General features: G+C 31.0%; 23 protein-coding genes and 4 pseudogenes. 12 read left to right on the forward strand and 15 right to left on the reverse strand.

The features are described from left to right. Nucleotides 1-910: 910 nt before the first annotated feature. The 5 genes and pseudogenes from COL05_RS11750 to tnpA form a co-directional block, all read right to left on the reverse strand. The gene (locus COL05_RS11750; RefSeq protein ID WP_098668736.1) at nt 911-1,708 is read right to left on the reverse strand and encodes a LysM peptidoglycan-binding domain-containing protein; all 798 of its coding nucleotides are present in this window, start codon (nt 1,706-1,708) and stop codon (nt 911-913) included. Between the two features lie 734 nt (nt 1,709-2,442). Next, the gene (locus COL05_RS11755; protein WP_098668737.1) at nt 2,443-3,327 is read right to left on the reverse strand and encodes an Rpn family recombination-promoting nuclease/putative transposase; all 885 of its coding nucleotides are present in this window, start codon (nt 3,325-3,327) and stop codon (nt 2,443-2,445) included. A 654-nt stretch (nt 3,328-3,981) separates the two neighbouring features. Then, a pseudogene (locus COL05_RS11760) lies at nt 3,982-4,422 on the reverse strand (RNA-guided endonuclease InsQ/TnpB family protein); the annotation flags it as partial. Continuing rightward, nucleotides 4,391-4,546 (reverse strand): helix-turn-helix domain-containing protein, encoded by a 156-nt coding sequence (locus tag COL05_RS32315; protein ID WP_373605318.1) that lies wholly within the window; start codon nt 4,544-4,546, stop codon nt 4,391-4,393. The pseudogene COL05_RS11760 and the gene COL05_RS32315, both read right to left, overlap by 32 nt. A gap of 11 nt (nt 4,547-4,557) precedes the next feature. Further along, a complete protein-coding gene (gene tnpA / locus COL05_RS11765; RefSeq protein ID WP_098668738.1) occupies nt 4,558-4,956 on the reverse strand; it encodes an IS200/IS605 family transposase in 399 nt (132 codons plus the stop codon). A gap of 459 nt (nt 4,957-5,415) precedes the next feature. Between tnpA and COL05_RS31835 the strand changes: the two genes are divergently transcribed. The 3 genes from COL05_RS31835 (at nt 5,416) to COL05_RS11780 (ending at nt 6,995) form a co-directional block, all read left to right on the forward strand. Next, the gene (locus COL05_RS31835) at nt 5,416-5,640 is read left to right on the forward strand and encodes a hypothetical protein (RefSeq protein WP_098668739.1); all 225 of its coding nucleotides are present in this window, start codon (nt 5,416-5,418) and stop codon (nt 5,638-5,640) included. Nucleotides 5,641-5,742: 102 nt separating this feature from the next. Further along, a complete protein-coding gene (locus COL05_RS11775) occupies nt 5,743-6,837 on the forward strand; it encodes a response regulator aspartate phosphatase (protein ID WP_098668740.1) in 1,095 nt (364 codons plus the stop codon). Further along, entirely contained in the window at nt 6,837-6,995 is a 159-nt protein-coding gene (locus COL05_RS11780) for a general stress protein (protein ID WP_098668741.1), read from the forward strand. Before COL05_RS11775 ends, COL05_RS11780 begins: the two co-directional genes overlap by 1 nt. A gap of 90 nt (nt 6,996-7,085) precedes the next feature. Here COL05_RS11780 and COL05_RS11785 read toward each other — a convergent pair. After that, nucleotides 7,086-7,504 (reverse strand): annotated as a pseudogene (locus COL05_RS11785) (peptide ABC transporter substrate-binding protein); the annotation flags it as partial. Between the two features lie 271 nt (nt 7,505-7,775). Here COL05_RS11785 and COL05_RS11795 point away from each other — a divergent pair. From COL05_RS11795 to hfq, 3 genes are all read left to right on the forward strand, one after another. Further along, nucleotides 7,776-7,979, forward strand: a complete 204-nt coding sequence (locus COL05_RS11795) for a response regulator (protein ID WP_257152561.1) — start codon at nt 7,776-7,778, stop codon at nt 7,977-7,979. Next, nucleotides 7,976-8,116, forward strand: coding sequence for a hypothetical protein (locus COL05_RS31295; RefSeq protein ID WP_180233444.1), 141 nt, complete (start codon nt 7,976-7,978; stop codon nt 8,114-8,116). Before COL05_RS11795 ends, COL05_RS31295 begins: the two co-directional genes overlap by 4 nt. Nucleotides 8,117-8,299: 183 nt before the next feature. After that, the gene (gene hfq / locus COL05_RS11800) at nt 8,300-8,485 is read left to right on the forward strand and encodes an RNA chaperone Hfq (RefSeq protein ID WP_098668744.1); all 186 of its coding nucleotides are present in this window, start codon (nt 8,300-8,302) and stop codon (nt 8,483-8,485) included. Nucleotides 8,486-8,788: 303 nt separating this feature from the next. Here the strand turns inward: hfq and COL05_RS11805 are convergent, their stop codons facing one another. The 6 genes from COL05_RS11805 to COL05_RS11835 form a co-directional block, all read right to left on the reverse strand. After that, the gene (locus COL05_RS11805; RefSeq protein WP_016112281.1) at nt 8,789-9,082 is read right to left on the reverse strand and encodes an ArsR/SmtB family transcription factor; all 294 of its coding nucleotides are present in this window, start codon (nt 9,080-9,082) and stop codon (nt 8,789-8,791) included. Nucleotides 9,083-9,175: 93 nt separating this feature from the next. Next, the gene (locus tag COL05_RS11810; protein ID WP_098668745.1) at nt 9,176-9,595 is read right to left on the reverse strand and encodes a disulfide oxidoreductase; all 420 of its coding nucleotides are present in this window, start codon (nt 9,593-9,595) and stop codon (nt 9,176-9,178) included. A gap of 43 nt (nt 9,596-9,638) precedes the next feature. Beyond that, nucleotides 9,639-9,926, reverse strand: coding sequence for a hypothetical protein (locus COL05_RS11815; RefSeq protein ID WP_098668746.1), 288 nt, complete (start codon nt 9,924-9,926; stop codon nt 9,639-9,641). A gap of 78 nt (nt 9,927-10,004) precedes the next feature. Then, nucleotides 10,005-10,205 (reverse strand): hypothetical protein, encoded by a 201-nt coding sequence (locus COL05_RS11820; RefSeq protein ID WP_098668747.1) that lies wholly within the window; start codon nt 10,203-10,205, stop codon nt 10,005-10,007. Between the two features lie 33 nt (nt 10,206-10,238). Then, on the reverse strand, nt 10,239-10,883 hold the full coding sequence (locus COL05_RS11825) for a thermonuclease family protein (RefSeq protein ID WP_098668748.1): 645 nt from the start codon (nt 10,881-10,883) through the stop codon (nt 10,239-10,241). A gap of 426 nt (nt 10,884-11,309) precedes the next feature. Next, nucleotides 11,310-11,480: a DNA topoisomerase I gene (locus COL05_RS11835; RefSeq protein WP_257152562.1), complete on the reverse strand. Its 171-nt coding sequence runs from the start codon at nt 11,478-11,480 to the stop codon at nt 11,310-11,312. Between the two features lie 150 nt (nt 11,481-11,630). Here COL05_RS11835 and COL05_RS11840 point away from each other — a divergent pair, with 150 nt between their 5' ends. From COL05_RS11840 to COL05_RS11860, 4 genes are all read left to right on the forward strand, one after another. Beyond that, nucleotides 11,631-12,488, forward strand: coding sequence for a RhaT/GlcU family sugar-proton symporter (locus COL05_RS11840; RefSeq protein WP_098668750.1), 858 nt, complete (start codon nt 11,631-11,633; stop codon nt 12,486-12,488). 16 nt (nt 12,489-12,504) lie between these two features. Further along, a complete protein-coding gene (gene gdh, locus COL05_RS11845) occupies nt 12,505-13,290 on the forward strand; it encodes a glucose 1-dehydrogenase (protein WP_098668751.1) in 786 nt (261 codons plus the stop codon). A gap of 862 nt (nt 13,291-14,152) precedes the next feature. Then, nucleotides 14,153-14,440 (forward strand): hypothetical protein, encoded by a 288-nt coding sequence (locus tag COL05_RS11855; RefSeq protein ID WP_098668752.1) that lies wholly within the window; start codon nt 14,153-14,155, stop codon nt 14,438-14,440. Nucleotides 14,441-15,736: 1,296 nt separating this feature from the next. Beyond that, nucleotides 15,737-16,129 (forward strand): hypothetical protein, encoded by a 393-nt coding sequence (locus tag COL05_RS11860; RefSeq protein WP_098668753.1) that lies wholly within the window; start codon nt 15,737-15,739, stop codon nt 16,127-16,129. Between the two features lie 87 nt (nt 16,130-16,216). Here COL05_RS11860 and COL05_RS11865 read toward each other — a convergent pair whose 3' ends face one another. Together COL05_RS11865 and COL05_RS11870 are read right to left on the reverse strand one after the other, a co-directional pair. Then, nucleotides 16,217-17,026 (reverse strand): hypothetical protein, encoded by an 810-nt coding sequence (locus COL05_RS11865; RefSeq protein ID WP_098668754.1) that lies wholly within the window; start codon nt 17,024-17,026, stop codon nt 16,217-16,219. 28 nt (nt 17,027-17,054) lie between these two features. Continuing rightward, the gene (locus COL05_RS11870; protein ID WP_098668755.1) at nt 17,055-17,591 is read right to left on the reverse strand and encodes a matrixin family metalloprotease; all 537 of its coding nucleotides are present in this window, start codon (nt 17,589-17,591) and stop codon (nt 17,055-17,057) included. Nucleotides 17,592-17,948: 357 nt separating this feature from the next. On the opposite strand from COL05_RS11870, the gene COL05_RS11875 reads away from it, so the two are divergent. Both COL05_RS11875 and COL05_RS32435 read left to right on the forward strand, forming a co-directional pair. Further along, the gene (locus COL05_RS11875) at nt 17,949-18,335 is read left to right on the forward strand and encodes a hypothetical protein (protein WP_098668756.1); all 387 of its coding nucleotides are present in this window, start codon (nt 17,949-17,951) and stop codon (nt 18,333-18,335) included. Between the two features lie 153 nt (nt 18,336-18,488). Next, nucleotides 18,489-18,632 (forward strand): annotated as a pseudogene (locus COL05_RS32435) (IS4 family transposase); the annotation flags it as partial. Between the two features lie 335 nt (nt 18,633-18,967). Here the strand turns inward: COL05_RS32435 and COL05_RS32175 are convergent. Beyond that, a pseudogene (locus COL05_RS32175) lies at nt 18,968-19,491 on the reverse strand (C40 family peptidase). Nucleotides 19,492-20,505 lie beyond the last annotated feature (1,014 nt).

Raw genomic sequence — 20,505 nt, forward strand, 5'->3', positions numbered from 1 at the left:
AATCGATAATGCATATGTAAAGGATTTTGCATATAAAAACATTATAAAAAAAGGATATGTATAATTAAATATTTCTCTTACTGATAAAGCGCTTTCATTTAAAAGATTCCTCTTTAATATTTTTAATCTCTTTGTCAGCTTGATAGCGTAATGGTATAGCAAACAAGCCATTATCGTATCGGAAACATTTTCTTCAAATCAATTATGTTTCTGTTATGGATATCAAAGCCAAGACGTTACTAATCTAAACCTACGAAGATGGGACTACTCTTCTTGTTGTACACACCATAATCGGGAGATTTCCGCAAGTATCATATCAATTGGAAGAATGAAGCGATAAGGCTTCCAACCACAATAACTATGGTCATAACCTACTAATAAATGAGAATTCGATTGAGCTCCTTACTTATTAATTTCCCTCGTCTATACGAGATAACAGTGGGAGTAGTTCAATAAGGGGATAATCTTCATAAAGTAAAATTACAGCGTAGATTTTGAGGATTTCCGAATGTAATAACCAGCTCGATAAATTGAGCTGGTCATTTTTTGAGGAATTCATCATTTTTTTAATTTTTGGGCCGCGTTAGTTTAGATAGTAGTACTAAAATTCAAAAGAACGTGTATAAAAAGTGACAAACAAAAGATATATTGTTAATAGCAATAATATTAATACACAGGTAAAATACACTATAGAAATACGCTTTCTATTCTCTTTCCAATTACGTATACTGGAAATTATAAAGCTTACTATCACCATGCAACAAATCCCTACCAAAAACACCAATACATATTCGTGAATAATAACAGCAAAAATTAAAAATATAACTGCTAGTATTGCTAATAGTGAATGAACTACACGCAAAAATAACCTCTCCTTATCTCATTGGAAACCTATTAATGTACGATTATTTTATTTAGCAAACAGATGGTTTCCAATTTGTGCAACGGTTTGACGAGTTGTAATCCATTTATCAATCGATGTTTTGGGATTGTAGAAATAAAGCCAATCAGAATTTGTTCCTTTTGAAGTGAGAGCCTCTTCTACTGCCATTCTTGCTTCCTGTGTAGCAGGCTGATTAATTCTACCGTCTGTAACAGGAGTAAATGCATAACCATTTTTAATGGGTTCATAAATTACACCTGTAATTGTATTTGGAAAACCATTTGCGTTAGCACGATTTAATACTACCTTTGCAACCGCAACCTTTCCTGCATGCGGTTCTCCTCCTGCTTCTGCATTTACTAATCGAGCCATTAAATCCACTTCTTGTAATGAAATACCAGTATCAATCTTTAAGTGCTGACCGACATAAATATGGTTTTCATCTACGTTATTGTTTTGTTTTATTGACTGTATTGAAACCTTATATTGTTGTGATATAGAACTTAATGTATCCCCACTTTTCACTTGGTAAATTGCTTGATATGTATTAGTTGAAACTGGTGAATTATTTTTTTGAACATATTTGTTTGCAGTTGACGGTACCGGAATTGTTAAACGTTCTCCAATATTAATTTGATCATTTGCTTTATTGTTTTCTTGTTTAAGTAATTGTACGGACACCTCATATTGTTTACTTATTGCTTCTAGGGTATCATTCTTTTGAACCGTATAAACCGTTGAAGCCGCAGTCCCTACTGGATTTGATACTACTGTAATCATTACAGCAGATAATGGTAACCAGGTTTTCGCCTTACATAACTTCATTCAAAAAAGCCTCCTAAAAATTATTAAGTACTCTTAATATGTTTAAGTTAAAAACAAATCAAGCTATTTATAGCGTAACAAAACATTGAATTGAAGTCATTGAATTTGTATTTCTATATAATAATTGGATTGCTTATGATATTAAAATTGAATTATTATAATTATGTTTCAAAAGAATCGGACAATCTAATTTTTAAACTAAATATGGTGAAAGTAGAGAGGTTTATTTCAATTACCTAATAGTTTTTTCCTAAGAACTGTTTCTATATGCTATACTGACTCCTAATTACTTATAGAAGGAATGATAAAAATGAAGGTTTTGTTATCCATTATTTTGTTTAGTTCTCCTTCAATTAAGTATCTTTCTTTACATTATCTTTACTATTAACTATTTATATTTATTATAATAAATATAACGATATAAATAATGCCATGGAGATTTATAACATGAAAAACATAATGGAACGCCTCAACAATCCATTTATTAAATATCCATTAACTGTAATTTCAGCTATAGCTATAATAAAAACAGGTTATGATTTAGGTTCCTTTATTATAAAGTTAAAGTATTTTTAAATCGTAAAAAGGCAATTGATTTTTTTTACAAAAGGGCAATTGCCTTAAATAATATAGAAAAAGCACTGCTAAAATCTTCAGCAATGCTTTCCTATTAGCCGTATATGATCATGAACGTCTAATTTTTCTACTTATGAGTTTTATATACTCACATATATTTATTTTAGATTTAAGATACGTTCTATTTCCTTCACACTCAACTTACTTGCTTTTGCAATAGTTTCAAGTGGTACACCAATTTCATGCATTCCTCGGATCATCTGCATCTTGCCTTGCTCAATCCCTTTTTCCATGCCCTCTTGTTCTGCATGCGCTAACTTAGCTTGTTCATCTAAAAGCAATTTCTCTCGAGCTTCGTACGCTGTTCTAAAAGAAGAATCATGGCTCATATTTTCCCATTTATTTATTGCCTTTTGTAAAATTGGATCTTGATTCATCGCAATCTCCTCCAATGTTTGAGTTAAATGTTCATCTTCATGTGCTGGTAATAATAACATCCAACGAACAAATATATTTTCCCACGGGTTTACTTTTTCTTCACGCCATTGTTTTACCAATTTCGGTATCTCTACAAAATGGATTTCAATGTCGTCACTTAGGAGTTGCTGCATTTTAGTATTCCATAATTGTCCGATGGTATGAAATGCATCATCCTGAGAAAATAAAATAAAATCTAGTAAGTTAATGGTAATAGTTTTCCGAAGTGAACGATATGGCATTCCTTCTTGCATTTGGGAAGTATACAGTTTACTCCAGTAATATAATGATCGCTTCACCATATCATGTGTATTTCGAAGCTGAATTTCAATATTTACTTGCGTCCCATTATCTAGCGTTGCTAATAGGTCTAAAATCGATAACTTATCATCTTCATAAGATTTATGGAGATGTGGATCATCTAATTGTAGCGAAGTAATAGGTGCATCTAAAGATTCCTCTAAAATTGCATTTAGGAAACCCGTTAAAATTTCCTCATTTCCTTTTGTTCCAAATAACTGTTTAAAAGCAAAATCAATGCGTAAATTCACTAATTTAGTGGACATGGATTTCCTCTCCCTGTCTATATCATATCTTATTACTATTGTACATAAAAAAAGGTAGCACATGCAAATAGGCTCTTATGTTATCACACTTAAGAAGGTGCCTAAACTCATAAAAAATTTATGATTCTGGATAAAAAGAATGGTGAGTAACATTGTTATTGCACCAGAACTATCAAAACGCTTAATGAAGAATAAATCGTTCAGCATAATTAAAATTTTTCAAGTACCAAATCCTAATTCATATGGGAGTGATTTGCTACATTTTTTTAAACTCAAAGGAAAATAACCATTCCATTTATATTCTAAGACACTAACAAGCCCTACAATACTATTATAGGGCTTAAAAGATAAATTGCTTTTCCTAACATTTTAGTCTTGATTACAAAATCAAGTTTAAATCTCATTTAAATGGGTGTTTTCCTTATATAAATTATATTAAATACGACTTATTATTCTAAAATAATAAACTTGTACTACAGAATCCATAATAATGAATAGACATATTGTCAGGTTAGTGAACTACCCGCCACTTAACGTCCTAACGGACTGTTTGAAGTGGGGGCTTCTCGGTTAGTCGTTACTTTTGGTAGCTAACGAATTCGTCCTAAGACAGCCGAGCTAACCCCCTTGTTCCAAGGGTTATTTTATTACTATCTATACTAACGCCAATAGACGTATTGCTTCATTTTTGATATTGATAGCTGCGTTATAATCTCTATCGAGATTTACACCGCATATACAAGAATAGACTCGCTCAGACAATGACATATTTTTCACATTTCCACAACTGCTACTTGTTTTTGTGGAAGGAAACCATTTGTCTATTTTCACAAGCTGTTTACCTTGTTCATTTAGTTTATAAGCTAAGAAAGAAGTGAACATACCCCAAGCATTATCAGCGACGCTTTTTCCAAAATGAAGTGCTTGCGATATTCCCTTCATATTTAGATTTTCAATAGCTACAACATCAAAATGAGTAGCTAACTCTTTAGACTTATGATGAAGGAAGTTCTTACGTTGGTTTGCTACTTTTTCATGCAGCTTAGCTACAAGGATACGTTGTTTATTCCAACGCTCTGAACCTTTTGTACGCTTTTTTCCGTTCAGCTAACATTCTGTTATACACGAAACGTACACAACCGAAGGTTTTACGCATAAGATGTGCTTGATCTTCTGTTGGATACAAACGGAATTTATATGCTTTATTCTGCTTTGTCATATCATTTCACCTCACTTTTCACTTTGATTTTCAATATATGTTTTTACTACGTCTATTGGCGAACCACCAGTAGTTAGCAAGCAAAAACTTCTTGACCAAAACATCTCTTTCCAAAGTCTCTTTTTCACTTGTGGAAAGTCTCTTTTAATAAGTCGAGAACTTGCACTTTTATAAGCATTGATAAATTTTGTCATTTCTGTATTAGGGTGTGCCTTGAACAAAATATGAACATGGTCTACATCATGATTCCATTCAACTAATGTGATGTTATAGTTTTCAGATAGTCGAACAAACATATCTTTTGCATAGTCTGACATATCATCATCAAACACATTTCTTCTGTATTTCACGACCAACACAAGGTGATAATATAACAAGAATACTGAATGATTATTACTATCTAATTTCATTTATATACCAGCCTTTATAATTTATAAGACTGATTATATCAGAGGCAAAATAAAAAGGAAAACCTTTTGGCTACGCCAAACCGAAATTCATCTCCCACCTACCGTTGGGCTACGCCCTTCACACGCTTGAGGAAGGAGAATTCTTTCGAGAAATTCGTTTTAAAAAAACAATCACTCAATTAAATTTTCTTGAATATAGCTTTCCAAAGATTTTATTTATTACTTGGGATTGATTTTCAAATACTTTTGTATCCTTAAAGAAGCTAAAGAACAACAAAAGAAATAAAATAACATGTGTAAATGTGTACATGTGGTCTTTTACACATTTACACATGTTATACCTACATAAAACATATAGAGCAATACAAACCCTCTATATCACTGTATTAGAGATACACCGCTAAATTTTTTTAAATTGAAATTTGTGTACAGGTGTACAAATAGAAAGGAGTGATAACCATGCGAACCTTCGGTATTATAAGCTTAGTTGTCATAGCTTTATTATTTTTCAATGTAATTTCTCTACATGCAATCGGTACTTTATCTCTCATATTAGGACTTTTAATGATGCTCTTAAGTGGTGCTTACTTCCTATATCATATAGTTTTTAGCTTCCTGGCTCTATTTACTACTATAAAGAAATTCCTTTTTAACATCTTTTTTAAATTGTCAGAAAATTATTGAAAAATATTTTACAAGCGCTCCTAACACCCTACCACACTTCATTTCTTGATACTATATACATAAATATATCTACATAAAATATATTAGGAAGCGAGGAGAATTATGGCAAGTCAGCTGAAAACAAGCGATAAGATTACACAGCTTTTAAATGACTGGTATCAAGAAATTCGCGCCCAGCACATAAAGGAAGCGAATAACTTAAAAAATGAGATTGAAAAGCACAGTGAAAGTATTAATGAGGACTCAATTTTACTATTCCATTACTCACTTCTGGCTTTCCGCTTTAAAGTGTTAGTTGATCATTTAAGCATTACACAAACAAGTTTTCAAGAAATTGATTCGTTGGATCTACCACAAAACGAGACACTATCTTATTATTACTACTTTTTTAAAGGGATTCACGCAACACTAACTTCAAATAACAATGAAGCCTGGAAACACTATGAAAAGGCCGAAACGCTTTTAAAAAATATTCATGATAACCTTGAAATAGCCGAATTTAACTATCGTTTCGCTAATTTTTATCTTCATACTTACCAATCTCTATTAGCGATTCAACATGTAACAACAGCTAAAGAGATCTTCTCTAAACATAATGGTTATGAAAATAACGTTGCTGCTTGCGAAAATCTATACGGTCTAGCTTGTATTGATTTAAGACAATTCCTTGTAGCTGAAGAAAAATTCAATTCTGCATTAAATATATTACGTAAAAACAATGATGATTCCTTAACATTAAGAGTCCGAAATAACTTAGGTTTTTTATATAGTAGTCAAAACCTATCAGCTTTAGCTATCCGACATTTAACTGAAGTAACAACTAAAATCCCTAGTCATTTTAGAGCCCTTTTCCTTGAAGCTAGGGAGCGCTCCAAACTAGGTGAAGTAAAACATTCGGCCGAGTTAATCGAACGAGGATTAGCGATATGTGAGCAACTAGATAACAAGGAATACTTATATCATTTCAAACTTTTAGATGCTATGAATAAAAGTGTTCCAGCTGCTATACTTGAAGAATTAACTTTGGAAGCTATTTCATTTTTCAATGAGCAACAATTATATAATTATACGCAAGAATATGCTGAACAATTAGCAATCAAATTTTACGAAGAGGACACTCATATAAAAGCTAGTAAATACTTTCATATGAGTCTTCAAGCTAAAGAAAAAACTTTTGAAAAGGGAGCGTTAAAATAATGAAAAAACTTTTTGGAACAATTTTAGGTTTATCACTCTCAGCTGCTTTATCTATAGGATTAGCATTCCCTTCACAATCAGAATCCAAAGAAAAATCTACTTCTACTAGTTCTAGTACAACTATGTATATGCAATCCAGTCATGGTGACTCCTGGTAATATAAAGAGAATTAGATTAAAGGTTAAGAAAGGACACTTCCTCAATGGAGTGTCCTTTCTTAACCTTTTCAATCACACGTATATAATCGACTATTTACTAACCTCAGCCCATTTATATTTGAATTCTGCACCAAAATCATTTGTAACAATACCTTTGATAGAAGAGCGTTGTAAATATGATCTATCTTGCTGGTAAAAAGGAACTACCGCCCTATCACTTAGTAAAATCTGTTCAGCCTTTTTCATCGCTTCCCAACGCTCTTTCTCATCACCAGCTAAATCAGTTTTTACTTTGTGAATTAATTCGTCATATTCCTTGTTAGAGTATTTATCAAAGTTATATGTACTGTTTGTCGTGAATAAATCTAAGAAAGTGATTGGATCGGGAATATCTGGCACCCAAACATCTATACCAATTTCATAATCACTATTTAACAACAATTAAATGTGTTGTTTGCGTGGCTGTGCTTTTATATTACTGTGAGCCCATTAAGATTCTTTTCAAGCTCACTGAAGAACCCTTTATTACAGCTATTAATACATTTAAAAAATCAGATAAAGAAAAATTTATTACGTTTGTTCGTCACAACTTAGGATTAATGTATGCTGGTCAAAATTCATCTGAACTAGCAATACACTACTTATCTGAAGTAATACAAGAAATCCCTAAAGATTATAAAGCAATCTTTATTAAGGTTAGAGAGCATATGAAAATAGGCTATTCAGAGGAAACTTCTAACCTTATAGTTAATGGATTACAAATTTGTAGAGAACTAAATAGTGACCGCTGATGAATTAGAAAAGACAATTAAAACAGGAATCTCGTATTTTGATAGAGAAGACCTACATGAATATGTACAAGAATACGCTAAAAAATTAGCGGTTTTATTCCATCAAGAAAATAACAGTTCAAAAGCAAGTAATTATTTTTACCTTAGCCATCAAGCCGAAGAAAAAAACTTTGAGAAGGGGGCTTTAAAATGAGAAAAGTAATTTTCAGCTTAATTGGGATTACAGCTGCATTCACATTTATGTTTAATTCTAGCCATGTAACTGATACACAGAAGGCGCTTAGCGAGGATGAAATTGTACAATATGCTCACGGCCATACTGGCGGATGATAAATAAACAAAAGTCTTCACTTCACTGTGAGGACTTTTATTTTTATATGGGGATCCCAATTATAAAAACCCAAAAATATAATAATTTTAAAATATTTATATATTATAAAACACTATAATTAACTCATTCTTTTTGCAGTCATAAAAGAGATCTAAAAATTTTAAGAGAGGAAGTAACTGTTAATGCATACACAAGAAGATTTTTATAAAAGATTAATAGAGGAACAAAGAGTAGTAACGATATTTTTAATAAACGGAGTAAAAGTACCTGGAATCATTATTGCTGTTGATAAATTTTCAGTATTAGTCTCCAGTAATGGAAAGCACCAATTCCTTTATAAACAGGCTATTTCAACAGTTTCTTTATAAATATTTATCTGCTTGTAATTGAGTTTTGTTAATTTATGAAGTGGTGAAAATAAAAAAGGAATCCTTGGTAAAAGGATTTACCCCAGAAAATATAGATAAATAAAAAGAATTAAGTTTATTATAATATAAAAGTAAACAAAACATATTGAGAAAAATAAGATTGAAGTTTGATAGAAAAGAATAATTTTTGCTATACTAAATGCGCACAAATATATGCAAAATCACAAATAAAATAAGGGCAGCCTGGCATAGCTGTCCTTATTTTATTTGTGATTTCATAATCCGCTATTTAATTTGAGGTATTTATAAACCTAGCACACTTACAATCTGACATGCTTTGGAATTTGCAATATGATAGTACATCTCTAATCCTCTTCTTTCAGAGCGGAGAATCTTGCCACGCATCTTAGATAAATGCTGAGATACAGTTGATTGAGGTACATCTAATAGTTCTGTTAATTGTGTTACATTACAAATTTTGCGTTGTCCTAGCTCCTTCACAATTTGTAACCTAACTGGATGGGCCATAATCTTTAATAATTCTACATCCGCCTCTGGGATCTTGTACATTTCATTACTTGCTTGAATAGTTGTCAATTTAATTTCTCCTTTTATAATTTTTTATTTTAATTATCTATTTTTAAACATGCTGTGTTTACTTGAGTACATTTTTCATAACCACTATGTTGTTTATTCTTTTGTCTCTCTGTCAGATCTAATATATAGAAGTATTATGATGGCTAAAAACCCAATAAAAGATAGCATAGGTATCGAGATGAAACCGAATAAATTCAAGTAATCTTCTGTACAAGATACTCCTACTGAACATAATTTCATTTCACTTGTAGGAAAAGCTTGAATCGTAATTTGATAAACCGCTATTATTAAGCCAATACATGCAAAAGGAAAAGCATATGTACTTACGTATGGATCTTTTCTATACATTCCTATACCCAATATCAAAACTAATGGATACATAGCCATTCTTTGATACCAGCACAAATCACATGGAGGCAGCTTCATCCATTCACTAAAAAATAGACTTATAAGCGTTGCACTAGTAGCTATCATCCAACCAATTGCAATGTGATACTTTCGAATTATCGTCATCTTATATTCGCCTCACCTATCAAATTTGGGTGCAACATGTTTCTTAATATATGACTAGTTTGTTTCCGTGTTTTGAATAACCCGTCTCAATAGACAGAATCCAATCGTTGATGTCTTCCCAGTCATAACCCCTCTCTTTCAATTCTAAAGGGAAAAGATTCTCAAAATCATCACGCATTTCATACATGGATTCTAATGCTTTTTCTAGCGGACCAAATCTATATACAATATGTGTAAGTACTCTTTTATTTTTCTTTTCTGCTACAGCTAAATATACATACCGTCTTTCTTTCGCTAAAACAAACTTCAAAAACCCAGGTACTCGACTCACCTCTCGCGCTCCTTTTTTTGGTTTTCCTTACCCTTATTGAAAAGAAAAGGGTAAGGAAAACTATTAAATCTTACATTACTAATTTAATAAGTGTCCCGTTTTTTTGCTTTGAAAATACAAGAAAATGCTCATCATCAAAATATTTATTACGCCGGCTACAGCACCTATTTTTGAGATAACATAGACATATTCATTACTACTAAACGGCATTAGACTAGTGAAAATAAATAAATTTGAAATAATAAAGGATAAGATCATATTTCTTTTGTTCCCATTCATTGATGAAACCTCCTTTTTGAATAAGTACTGATATTAAGCTGCATCATTACGGTTATAATGCTGGTTCTTTTCATCTACAAATCCTTTAATGCTCCACACGCCAGCTTTTGATTCCTTTGCTTTGTTTTCTGCTTCTAGCATTTCAGGTAGAAATGTAGTATTAAGTCTAGAAATATAGGCTATAATTCCGTAACCTGACTTGACCATTAATTCGTTGATGTGTATTCCATCACAAAATACATAAGCCAATTTTCTACCGTATTTGTCTTCTTTTGGTCCCCGATCATAAACCATGGTTACCCTTTTCCCTTTTAGTTGTTTCTTTAAAAAGGAAGAGGCTTCTTTTCCCATCTTTTGTGGTGGGATTTTATGAGATACAGACTCTGGGGTATCTAATAACAGTAACCTTACCGTCTGTTTCTGCCCCTTTACGTTCACGTCTATCGTATCTCCGTCCTTTATATGTAATACCTTCCTCTTAACAGTCTCTAAGCCTTTTAATTTCTCTTTATAAGCTTCTGGAATATCAACAATACCTTTCCCTTCCGCTTGCTGTTGTATCCCGTTTTGTACTGTTTGAGCAGGTCTTGAATCATTTTTTGTTTGAATGGAACTACTACATGCTGTCATTTGAAATACGAATGATGTTATACAAATAGCCTTAATCCATATTTTCATATCGAAATTTCTTCCTCCTAATCAAAATACGTAAATAGCTACATCTAATAAACAAATGGACTCTCTATTGTATTTACTCCTCGATAATTACAACATAGGCAAAACTGTATCCATTTTGGATAATCATTATAAAGTGCTCTAAATGAGCATTTCTTACAATTCGGACATATTGAAACTATGTTTTTTTCATTCTCTTCCTGACTTTTCAATTTATCAAAAGAAATATTAGTAGATGCTATACTAGTGGTACACAATATATATCCCCCTTTTGAGCCTTAAAATCTCAAAAAAATAAAAAAGGACACACCTATGGCATATGTATGCGTAGGTGTGTCCTTTTGCAAGATAGTTTTAGAAGTATTTTGTTACTTTCATCATATCATATTTCTTATTAATTTTATATACAGAATTTAAGATTTTGAGATGTTATTTCTTTTTCTCATTTATAAACATAATACGTTGTTTTTGTATAACATAGCTTAATTTCGCATCAATTTTTTCTCCATTATTCCTATTTTCAAAACCTGAGATTGTATTGGTCATATTCTTTTCTAATAAATTTTTTAATTTCGTGCTAGTTATTTTCTTTTTCAACATAATGTTATTTCTCTTTTATTTTGGGTAAACAAATATTACAGGTAGAAAAACGAAAAACTTCTCTTATTCTAAAATAAGTCCCTCGACACAAAGATACTGTCTCGTACAAGCATTCAACTTAACAAATATGTTTTAGGAAGGTTAGAAAAAATGGATATTTTATTAGCGATTTTACCAGCCTTATTTTGGGGAAGTATTGTACTCTTCAACGTCAAACTAGGAGGGGGGCCTTACAGTCAAGTACTTGGAACTACCCTTGGCGCTCTAGTTTTTTCTATTGGTGTTTATATTTTCATAAAACCCGTTTTGACGCCTATGGTGATAATTATCGGGATTATATCAGGTCTATTTTGGGCATTAGGACAAGCCAATCAATTGAAAAGTATTGATTTAATTGGGGTTTCTAAAACAATGCCTATTTCAACAGGAATGCAATTAGTTTCGACTACTTTATTTGGGGTTATTGTATTTCATGAATGGTCAACAACAACATCTGTTGTATTAGGTGTTCTGGCACTTCTTTGTATCATAGTTGGAATCGTTCTCACATCTCTCCAAAGCAAAGAAGAGAAAAACAATGAACAAACAGGAAATTTCAAAAAAGGGATTGTGATTTTATTAATTTCAACTCTTGGTTACTTAGTATATGTGGTAATTATCCGACTATTCGGTATAGACGGATGGTCAGCGTTATTACCACAAGCCATTGGTATGGTGTTAGGTGGAATCCTATTAACCTTTAAGCATCAACCATTTAATAAATATGCAATTCGCAATATTATTCCTGGTTTAATTTGGGCATCCGGAAATATGTTTTTATTTATTTCCCAGCCACGTGTAGGGGTGGCAACAAGTTTTTCCCTTTCCCAAATGGGGATCGTGATCTCAACTTTAGGTGGAATTTTTATATTAGGTGAAAAGAAAACAAAACGACAATTTATTGCAATTGTCATTGGAATTATCTTCATTATTGCAGCTGGCATTATGTTAGGAATTGCAAAAGGATAAAAAGGAGGAAAAAATTATGTATACAGATTTAAAAGGGAAAGTTGTTGTTATTACAGGTGCATCCACAGGATTAGGAAGAGCGATGGCAATTCGATTTGGAGAAGAACAAGCCAAAGTTGTAATTAATTATTATTCAAACGAATCAGAGGCAAATGAAATAGTACAAGTAGTTAAGCAAGTAGGTGGAGAAGCAATTGCGGTAAAAGGAGATGTAACAGTTGAATCAGATGTTATCAATCTCGTTCAATCTGCTGTGAAAGAATTTGGTACACTGGATGTAATGATTAATAATGCAGGTATCGAAAATTCAGTACCTTCACATGAAATGCCATTAAGTGATTGGAATAGGGTAATTGCTACGAATTTAACAGGGGCTTTCTTAGGGAGCCGGGAAGCAATTAAATATTTTGTTGAGCATGATATTAAAGGTAGTGTTATTAATATGTCAAGCGTTCACGAGCAAATTCCATGGCCATTATTTGTACACTATGCAGCAAGTAAAGGTGGCGTTAAGCTAATGACAGAAACATTAGCACTAGAATATGCACCAAAAGGAATCCGTGTAAATAATATTGGTCCTGGTGCTATGAATACGCCGATTAATGCTGAAAAATTTTCGGATCCAGAAAAACGTGCCGATGTTGAAAGTATGGTTCCTATGGGATATATCGGAGAACCGAAAGAAATTGCAGCGGTAGCAGCATGGCTTGCTTCTTCACAAGCGAGCTATGTAACAGGTATTACACTGTTTGCTGATGGTGGTATGTCGCTATATCCATCTTTCCAAGCTGGACGTGGTTGATTGATATATAATTAAATTAGCTACTTTCAATAAGTTTAAACGCGGCAGTTAGCTTTTTATTGAATAACTTTTTAATACATGTGAATACTATAGATACACCAAGGTCGAATACGAATAACCATTGCGTTCTTCTTATTCGTAGAGCAGTTAGCTTTTGCTAACTGCTTTTCCTTTAGGAAAAATAAATGAATTTTTATTAGGTTCATTTTCATTCCTGTTTACACTATAACTGTAGCTTTATATTGCACATCTTTTACATGCAGAACTTAATTTACTTTCACACAACAAGTAGTTAGCTTATTAAACTAACTACTTGTTGTGTGTAGCAATTTTGATTGATTCTTTATTATTTTCTATTATCATAGTTTTTGCTAGCTACTCTGTATGGAGCTACTACTGTTTCTCTACAAATTACAAATGTTCTATATTGAACTCCCCCCTACTTTCACTTCGTTTAGAAGTGAAGAATTCCTTGCGGTTAGAAGCCCTATCGCTTCATTCTATAAGTTCTACTTCTCGTACCTATTATTTTATAATTCTTTCATTTTCAACTAAATCATCAGATCATCGATTTCTAATGTAAAATGCCTATATTATATATAGATAAGCTCCTTATAAGTAAAAAAACATAAAGGTATCTCGCTTCAAAAATTTCCATACATAATATACTCTTAGATATAAAAGTTAGTTTTTTTCTTTAGGACAAGGCTGTTTTCAGCCTTGTTTTTTGTTTGTAATTTTCTTAAATTAAAATAAGAATATTCTGAATGCATTTTATATAATTACCTAATATTTACATACCCTTTAGCATTATCATATATTTAAATGGTGATCATATTTTAATCAAAAAAGGGGTGTTTTAATGTTAAAAAAAATAGTTATAGGGGCATTAACGACGGGTGTTTTATTAACTGGCGGAATTTCAGCAAACGCAAGTGAACTATCTATAAAAGAAAAAAATAAAGAAGCTTATGCTCAATCTTGTAGAACAGTTTATTATAATGAGCGCTATGGTGAAAATGATTATATTCCAAATTACATTACAAGAACAATAGAAGGTCAATCTATTGAATTTAAAATGATATCAATGACGAAAAAAGATGGCGAAAATTTTTGGCGAGTACAATATAAAGGGACATTATGTGAGTAAGACCAACCGATTACGTTTAAAAAGCACTCATTTCGAGTGCTTTTCTATTTGTCTACCATTTCAGGAAAGTTATGATTGAAATTTCTGATTATTTTTTAAAATAAAAAAGAGCTGTAGTAACAAGCTATCGTTAAACCCCTTACAAGAAAAAGATTGGCAAATATCCAATCTTTTTTATGCAGATAGGCTCTCATACTTTTCTTGCATGAGAGCCTATCTACATTCGGAAACTACCTTTCATTATTATAAAGAAAAAATCCATATAAAACCAATAGGTTTTTTGATATTAAAACGCTACATTTTCTATATTCTATGTTAAAATTAGTGATTGAGGGTACAATTTTTCAAGAGAAAAAGGCAAACAATATAAATACTTTCTGAAAGTGTTCAATTCAAGTTTAACAAAAAGCATTTGTTATTCTATAGCAAATGCTTTTTGACAAATTACATTCTTTTTTATAACATAAAAAAAGGAATTGAGTGGGCGAGACTCAATCCCTAGGTAAATTTCATTCACTTCAAAAAAATCCTGCTTTAATAGTAGGGGTTTTTTATTTTGTCTTTAGCATGAAATATAATACTGTATAAGCCATTTTTCTTGTTGAACATCCTCGTTTGAGTGCTAATTGTTGTAAGTTTGAAAATCCATATAAGATTACAAAAAGAAAGTATTTGAGTGACTGGGAAAATTTAAATTCATAATTATTAAATGCTCCATAATTGAAGGTTTAATTGTCGAATTAAACAATTTTATTAGTCAATTTATATAATTACAATCGTAAATAAGAGTAAAATTAAATAACTTTAACAGCCCTCCATTTATTGTACTGATGAAAGGGTATTGTCTTTGAACTATCGAAAATAAATGGTTTTATTATTTCTATAAATAGAAGTTTTAAGTTAATTTCCGATACCCCTCAACTTAAGAATTTTATAACGTCCCCCCATAACGAAAATTTTATCTTTTTTACAGTTATTACTGAGAATTCGACTCATCTTTTACGTTTTTGGGACAATTAATCCCTTAAGCTAATAGATGTGTGGAGACCGTCATTATTTACTTACATCCGAATACTAGACTTTTAAACTTTGGTATGTAAAAATCACATGGTCTTCTCCAAGTAAATCCTCTTCACAAATTCTTCCTTTACTTTAATTAGTTATAAATTCTATAAAAACATCCCAATTTCAATTTGAAGAAACTCCCAAAAACTGTTTAATACTCACTTGTAAATGTATTATAATATATAATAAGTTTAACACGACTATAATTAGAAAATGTATTGGAGGAAGAAAATGAATTACAAACTACTCGTTATTTTTCTATCTAGTATATTTATATTTTTAGCAGGATGTGAAATCAATAATAAGACTAATATAAATAAAAGTGAGGCACAGTCAGCAGCAGAAGTATTAAAGGAGAACAAAGATGCTGATATATTCATGTTTAATGGTACTGTTTATAAAACGAATATTGAATGGATTAATAAATTAAATCTAACGAAGAATAAAGAAGTAGGAGAAATTGAAAGCAATTATACTCTTAATTTAAAAGATTCATTTAAAAATAAAATGGCAACTAAGCTTCCGATAGGAAGCAAAATCTTTTCTACCCATGAAAGAAAAGATGTATTAATTGTCAAAACTAATGAGGTTGAGAAGAAATATTATGCATTAACAGAAGGTTAATAATCGAACGTATTTTATGAACACCAATGCCTTTCAATTCTAAACGATAGACATTGGTGTTTTATCTTACAATCACTTAATCTCTTCTTATTTACTTAAAATTTCGATTTCCTTCTTTAAATCTCCTAGCTTTTTACTTGATATATTATCAGTTATCTCTCCATTCATATCATTTGAAATAGAGATAGTGGAATTATTTAAGGTTACATCGGTTTTAAAAGCGTCTTGATTATACTGAATTAAATTACTTTTTAAAGTTGCAACTTCATTGGCATCAATACTAATTAAATATGGTTCAATTGCCCTTAAATAGATATTATTTTCAGGATTAAAACTTTTCTTTAAGAATACAATATATTGCTTATTATATTCTGGTTCAATAAATGAGGGGTCTTTGTTTTCTAATTTATGGATGGTTACCTCTGAAGGTTCCTTTATTAAAATACCTTCTGGAGAAACAACTTCATCACCAGATGTTTCTTCATACTCAATTGTTTCCGAATATCGGTGATTAACTCTTATATCTTTAGTTTGTAAATCTCCTTTTAACACTTCATCAACTGTAAAGTTATATAATCTTCCTTCAATATGATGATCAGTAGCTTCTTTGTTTAAATCATCAGGATTACGAGCCATATTCCATGAAGAATCAAAACTATTATATGACCCTAAAACAACTATATCAGATTGTTCAACCATATTGGATAGGTCACTTGTTGTCTTAAAATCATGTGATACTAATAGATTTTTCTTCTGAACTTGTTTTTGTAGAGTGTTTTCTTTTGTAGAAGCGGAAATCTTCTCGTTGTTTTGATTATTTTTTTCGTAGAAGTAAGCACTACCACCAATTAGTATAAAAGTTGATAAAATCATTAATATTTTTTTCTTTTTACCCATTATTCTCCCTCTTTCTTTTATCCTAATTTTAGAACTTAAATCCATAAATGGACTTAATACCATTTAAATCATCAGTTTGGGGAGTTGTAATTTTAGTTCTATCTCGAGAACTATTCATAATAGAGGTTCCCGAGACATGATCTAAACCTAAAGAATGGCCTAATTCATGTACTCCTGTACTTTTTGCAACAGAAGAAACTTTTACTGCATTATCATTTTCAAAGCCCTCAAATTTCGTTACCATTTTATTAGAATTAGTAGTTGTTAACATTTTTCCATAATATGAGCTATCTGCATCAGTGAATCTAGTCAAGTAATTTACTGATTTTGAATCATAAAAAAATCTTACATTATCTTTCGTTGATGTTCTCCATGCTGAAGCTGCGTTAGTCCATCCCGTTTTTATAACACCATCTTTTAGGCTAGCTCCCCATTTGTACGAAATAAAAGACGTACCAGCAAAACGCCAACCTGTTTTATTGTATGCTGAAGCTGTGCTCTGAAATATAGTAAATACTAAAACAAAGGACAGTAGCATACCTCCAAGTTTTGACTTTAATTTCAATTTAAGCCCCCCTATTTTTTTATTTTTCAAACAATTATATTTTATAACAAAATATTCGTAAAATATAGTGTTTTTTGTCGTAAAATACTATATTTGCATATAAACACCATTTATGCAGGTAGTTACCATCTATAGAAATAGCTTCTTGGTTAGAATATAGTTTAATCAAAATGGTTTCCTTTTGTTTGTATGAAAATTTTCAGAGTGATTAAAAAGGAATATTTAGAACATTCCAAATTAAATAACAGAATATTCCGTTATATATTTATCAAATGCCAAATATTAACATAATTTTATAATTGTTATATATTTATATAGAAACAAAAATACTGACTACTATAAAAAGGGGATGTTTACATGTTTAAGAAAATTTTTTTATCCGGTGCGGTATTAATGGGGGTTTTAGGAGTATCAACGATAGATTTATCGGAATTAGGCATAATGAAAGCAGAAGCCGCCATTAGTGACGCCACAATACAAAAAGTTTCTATTTTCGGGAATGATTATTATAATGGCTCTAATGTCCCAGGTTATGCAACGGGTACTTTTTACATAGTAGGGGATGCGAATGTAACATATACCATCAAATGCTATGAATTTGGTAAATTAATTGCCTCTAAAGATGTTACTACAAAAGGATTGCGTACTCCTGTATCTTTCAATATGGAGATTACAGAGGGGAATGAGTATAGAGTAACCCATAACGGAAAGGTTATCAGTACATTCACCGTTCGTGGGCACTGATTTTTCTATAAATACTGCAGTTAAAGGGAAATAGGTTATAAAAAGGACAACGGCGAAATCAAAGCTGATGTTACTAACGAAAGAAAAGTGCCTAAAGATATGATAATTAATAAAAAAGCACTCATTATGAGTGCTTTTTTGGTTCTAGTGCAAAAAGAAGTTCAACATATTGTTGATTTACAAGACTTATGCATATAAGACTTAGGCTATTTTATTTTAATTGATTTGAATGCACTCCAACAGAAAGGAACTTATTATTTATCCCCATTAAAAATGAATATGAAACTATTCCAAAAAATGAGCATGTCTGAACTGCCCCCCCAATTCTGATAAGGAATTCGGTCTTTTTTATTTTAAAGATTTGAGTTTGGCTATTCATATATTTGTAATTAGGGCAAGTTTATGGGTTAATAATTAACCTAGGGCAAGGATATACTTCCTTTTACCTTGAATAATCAAATAAAGCTTCTCAACAATATGTGATTTTCAGCAAAGATATGCTTCCTTTAACGGCAACTTTTAGGGTAAAGTCACAAATTTTTTCATCGTTAACTACCTCCCATATATTTCTTTTATTTAGAAGGCCCAATTAATAGAAAGTTTCTTTTAAAGTGGCATCTTAAAGTGCATTTTTATTTAACTCGACCATACCCTGCGATATATTTGCTCCAATAAGAACTATTTAAACTAGCTTCACCAACACCAGAATTACTAGCATTATAAAACTTATTATTACCAATATACATACCAATGTGAGTAATACCTGATTTGCCTGGAACTGTACCTTTAAAGAAAACTAAATCTCCTGGTTGAAGTGCCTTTCGATCAATACGTGTAGTTTTGTTATATTGATCTTGTGCTGTACGTGGTAGTTTAATCCCCTGTTTTCCATATCCCCATTGCATTAATCCTGAACAATCAAATCCAGTTTTAGGATTATTCCCCCATATTTATATGGTTTACCTTCATATTTTTTCATCTCTGCATAGACTTTGCTAAATTGGCTCGCAGTTATTGATTTTATCGTAGAAGCTGACATCGATTGTATTGTATTTCCTTTTTGAGAAACACTATCAATTTCATCTGCAGAAGCAAAACCACTCCCCGATCCTAGCATGACACCTAACGTTAAAGCCCCAATTAAAATTTTTTTCATAAATTTCTCCTCCTATAATCTTTTGTAAGGTTGTATCCCTCTCGATTAATAGGATAATTCGAATATAATCATAAACAAACGCAATAAATTAGACTTTATTCTACATATTTTTCATATTTTGTATTTTTATTAGTGTTTTATTTTACTATCTTTGTTTCAATTCAATGAATTAAGGGATTAGATTAATTATTTATGCAAGAAAAGTATAAAAATAAATCATTTGAATATCGTGATATTTATTGATAAATAAAGATAACTATTTTATGTAAAACTTAGTTTAACTATAACTTTATTTTGTAAAACTGATATTATTTTTCTTTTCATTTTATAGCGAAAAAAACCAGTAATACCATAGAAAAACGCATGATATCACTGGTTCTTGTGAGTTTAACATTTTGTATGTTTTATAAAACTTGTTTTTGATCTATAAACATTAAATATGTCCGAAAAAAACGTCCTATTTAGATGCTTTTTCTAAATAAATATATTACAATCTAGCAGTTGCTATTCATTATCTAACTTCACCATAAAAAGTGCTCCTAGATAAATCTAGGAGCACTTTTTATGAAACTTTGTTTTTATTTGCGTATGAACCACTTCATTATTACAACCATGTTTTATTACTTGTCTAACATCTTAGCAAGTTTATAAAATGAAGAACGCTTATTATCATATTTCTTCATAGTTTCAACTGCATTACTTCTATTGCCACACCTCATTGATAATTAAACCTTTTCTATCTGTAAAGTCACACTTATATAGATACGTCAAACCCTCTCTGCATCTTTAAATACATATTAATAAAAAATAAATCAAATACATTTGAAAATTAGGCTAATTAAAAAAGAAAAGTCCGTCTTTCCTCTAAAAATCTCATTTATTGATTTTATATAAAACACTTTAAATCAATGTTGATATCATAATATAAAATATATACATAGGTAAATATAGAAGAATAGTCTATACAATAGGACATCCGGAATTTTAAAGAAAGGGAATACTAATAATAAATTA

The organism is Bacillus sp. AFS059628 (genome assembly GCF_002571225.1).
Lineage (GTDB): Bacteria > Bacillota > Bacilli > Bacillales > Bacillaceae_G > Bacillus_A.

Coding starts and splice junctions, on each gene's coding strand:
- COL05_RS11840 (WP_098668750.1), top strand. CDS start 11,631: ATGGATATTTTATTAGCGATTTTACCAGCCTTATTTTGGGGAAGTATT.
- tnpA (WP_098668738.1), bottom strand. CDS start 4,956: ATGAAATTAGATAGTAATAATCATTCAGTATTCTTGTTATATTATCAC.
- gdh (WP_098668751.1), top strand. CDS start 12,505: ATGTATACAGATTTAAAAGGGAAAGTTGTTGTTATTACAGGTGCATCC.
- COL05_RS11860 (WP_098668753.1), top strand. CDS start 15,737: ATGAATTACAAACTACTCGTTATTTTTCTATCTAGTATATTTATATTT.
- COL05_RS11825 (WP_098668748.1), bottom strand. CDS start 10,883: ATGAAAATATGGATTAAGGCTATTTGTATAACATCATTCGTATTTCAA.
- COL05_RS11865 (WP_098668754.1), bottom strand. CDS start 17,026: ATGGGTAAAAAGAAAAAAATATTAATGATTTTATCAACTTTTATACTA.
- COL05_RS11810 (WP_098668745.1), bottom strand. CDS start 9,595: ATGACGATAATTCGAAAGTATCACATTGCAATTGGTTGGATGATAGCT.
- COL05_RS11775 (WP_098668740.1), top strand. CDS start 5,743: ATGGCAAGTCAGCTGAAAACAAGCGATAAGATTACACAGCTTTTAAAT.
- COL05_RS11780 (WP_098668741.1), top strand. CDS start 6,837: ATGAAAAAACTTTTTGGAACAATTTTAGGTTTATCACTCTCAGCTGCT.
- COL05_RS11750 (WP_098668736.1), bottom strand. CDS start 1,708: ATGAAGTTATGTAAGGCGAAAACCTGGTTACCATTATCTGCTGTAATG.
- COL05_RS11755 (WP_098668737.1), bottom strand. CDS start 3,327: ATGTCCACTAAATTAGTGAATTTACGCATTGATTTTGCTTTTAAACAG.
- COL05_RS11875 (WP_098668756.1), top strand. CDS start 17,949: ATGTTTAAGAAAATTTTTTTATCCGGTGCGGTATTAATGGGGGTTTTA.
- COL05_RS31295 (WP_180233444.1), top strand. CDS start 7,976: ATGAGAAAAGTAATTTTCAGCTTAATTGGGATTACAGCTGCATTCACA.
- COL05_RS32315 (WP_373605318.1), bottom strand. CDS start 4,546: ATGACAAAGCAGAATAAAGCATATAAATTCCGTTTGTATCCAACAGAA.
- hfq (WP_098668744.1), top strand. CDS start 8,300: ATGCATACACAAGAAGATTTTTATAAAAGATTAATAGAGGAACAAAGA.
- COL05_RS11855 (WP_098668752.1), top strand. CDS start 14,153: ATGTTAAAAAAAATAGTTATAGGGGCATTAACGACGGGTGTTTTATTA.
- COL05_RS11835 (WP_257152562.1), bottom strand. CDS start 11,480: ATGTTGAAAAAGAAAATAACTAGCACGAAATTAAAAAATTTATTAGAA.
- COL05_RS11820 (WP_098668747.1), bottom strand. CDS start 10,205: ATGAATGGGAACAAAAGAAATATGATCTTATCCTTTATTATTTCAAAT.
- COL05_RS31835 (WP_098668739.1), top strand. CDS start 5,416: ATGCGAACCTTCGGTATTATAAGCTTAGTTGTCATAGCTTTATTATTT.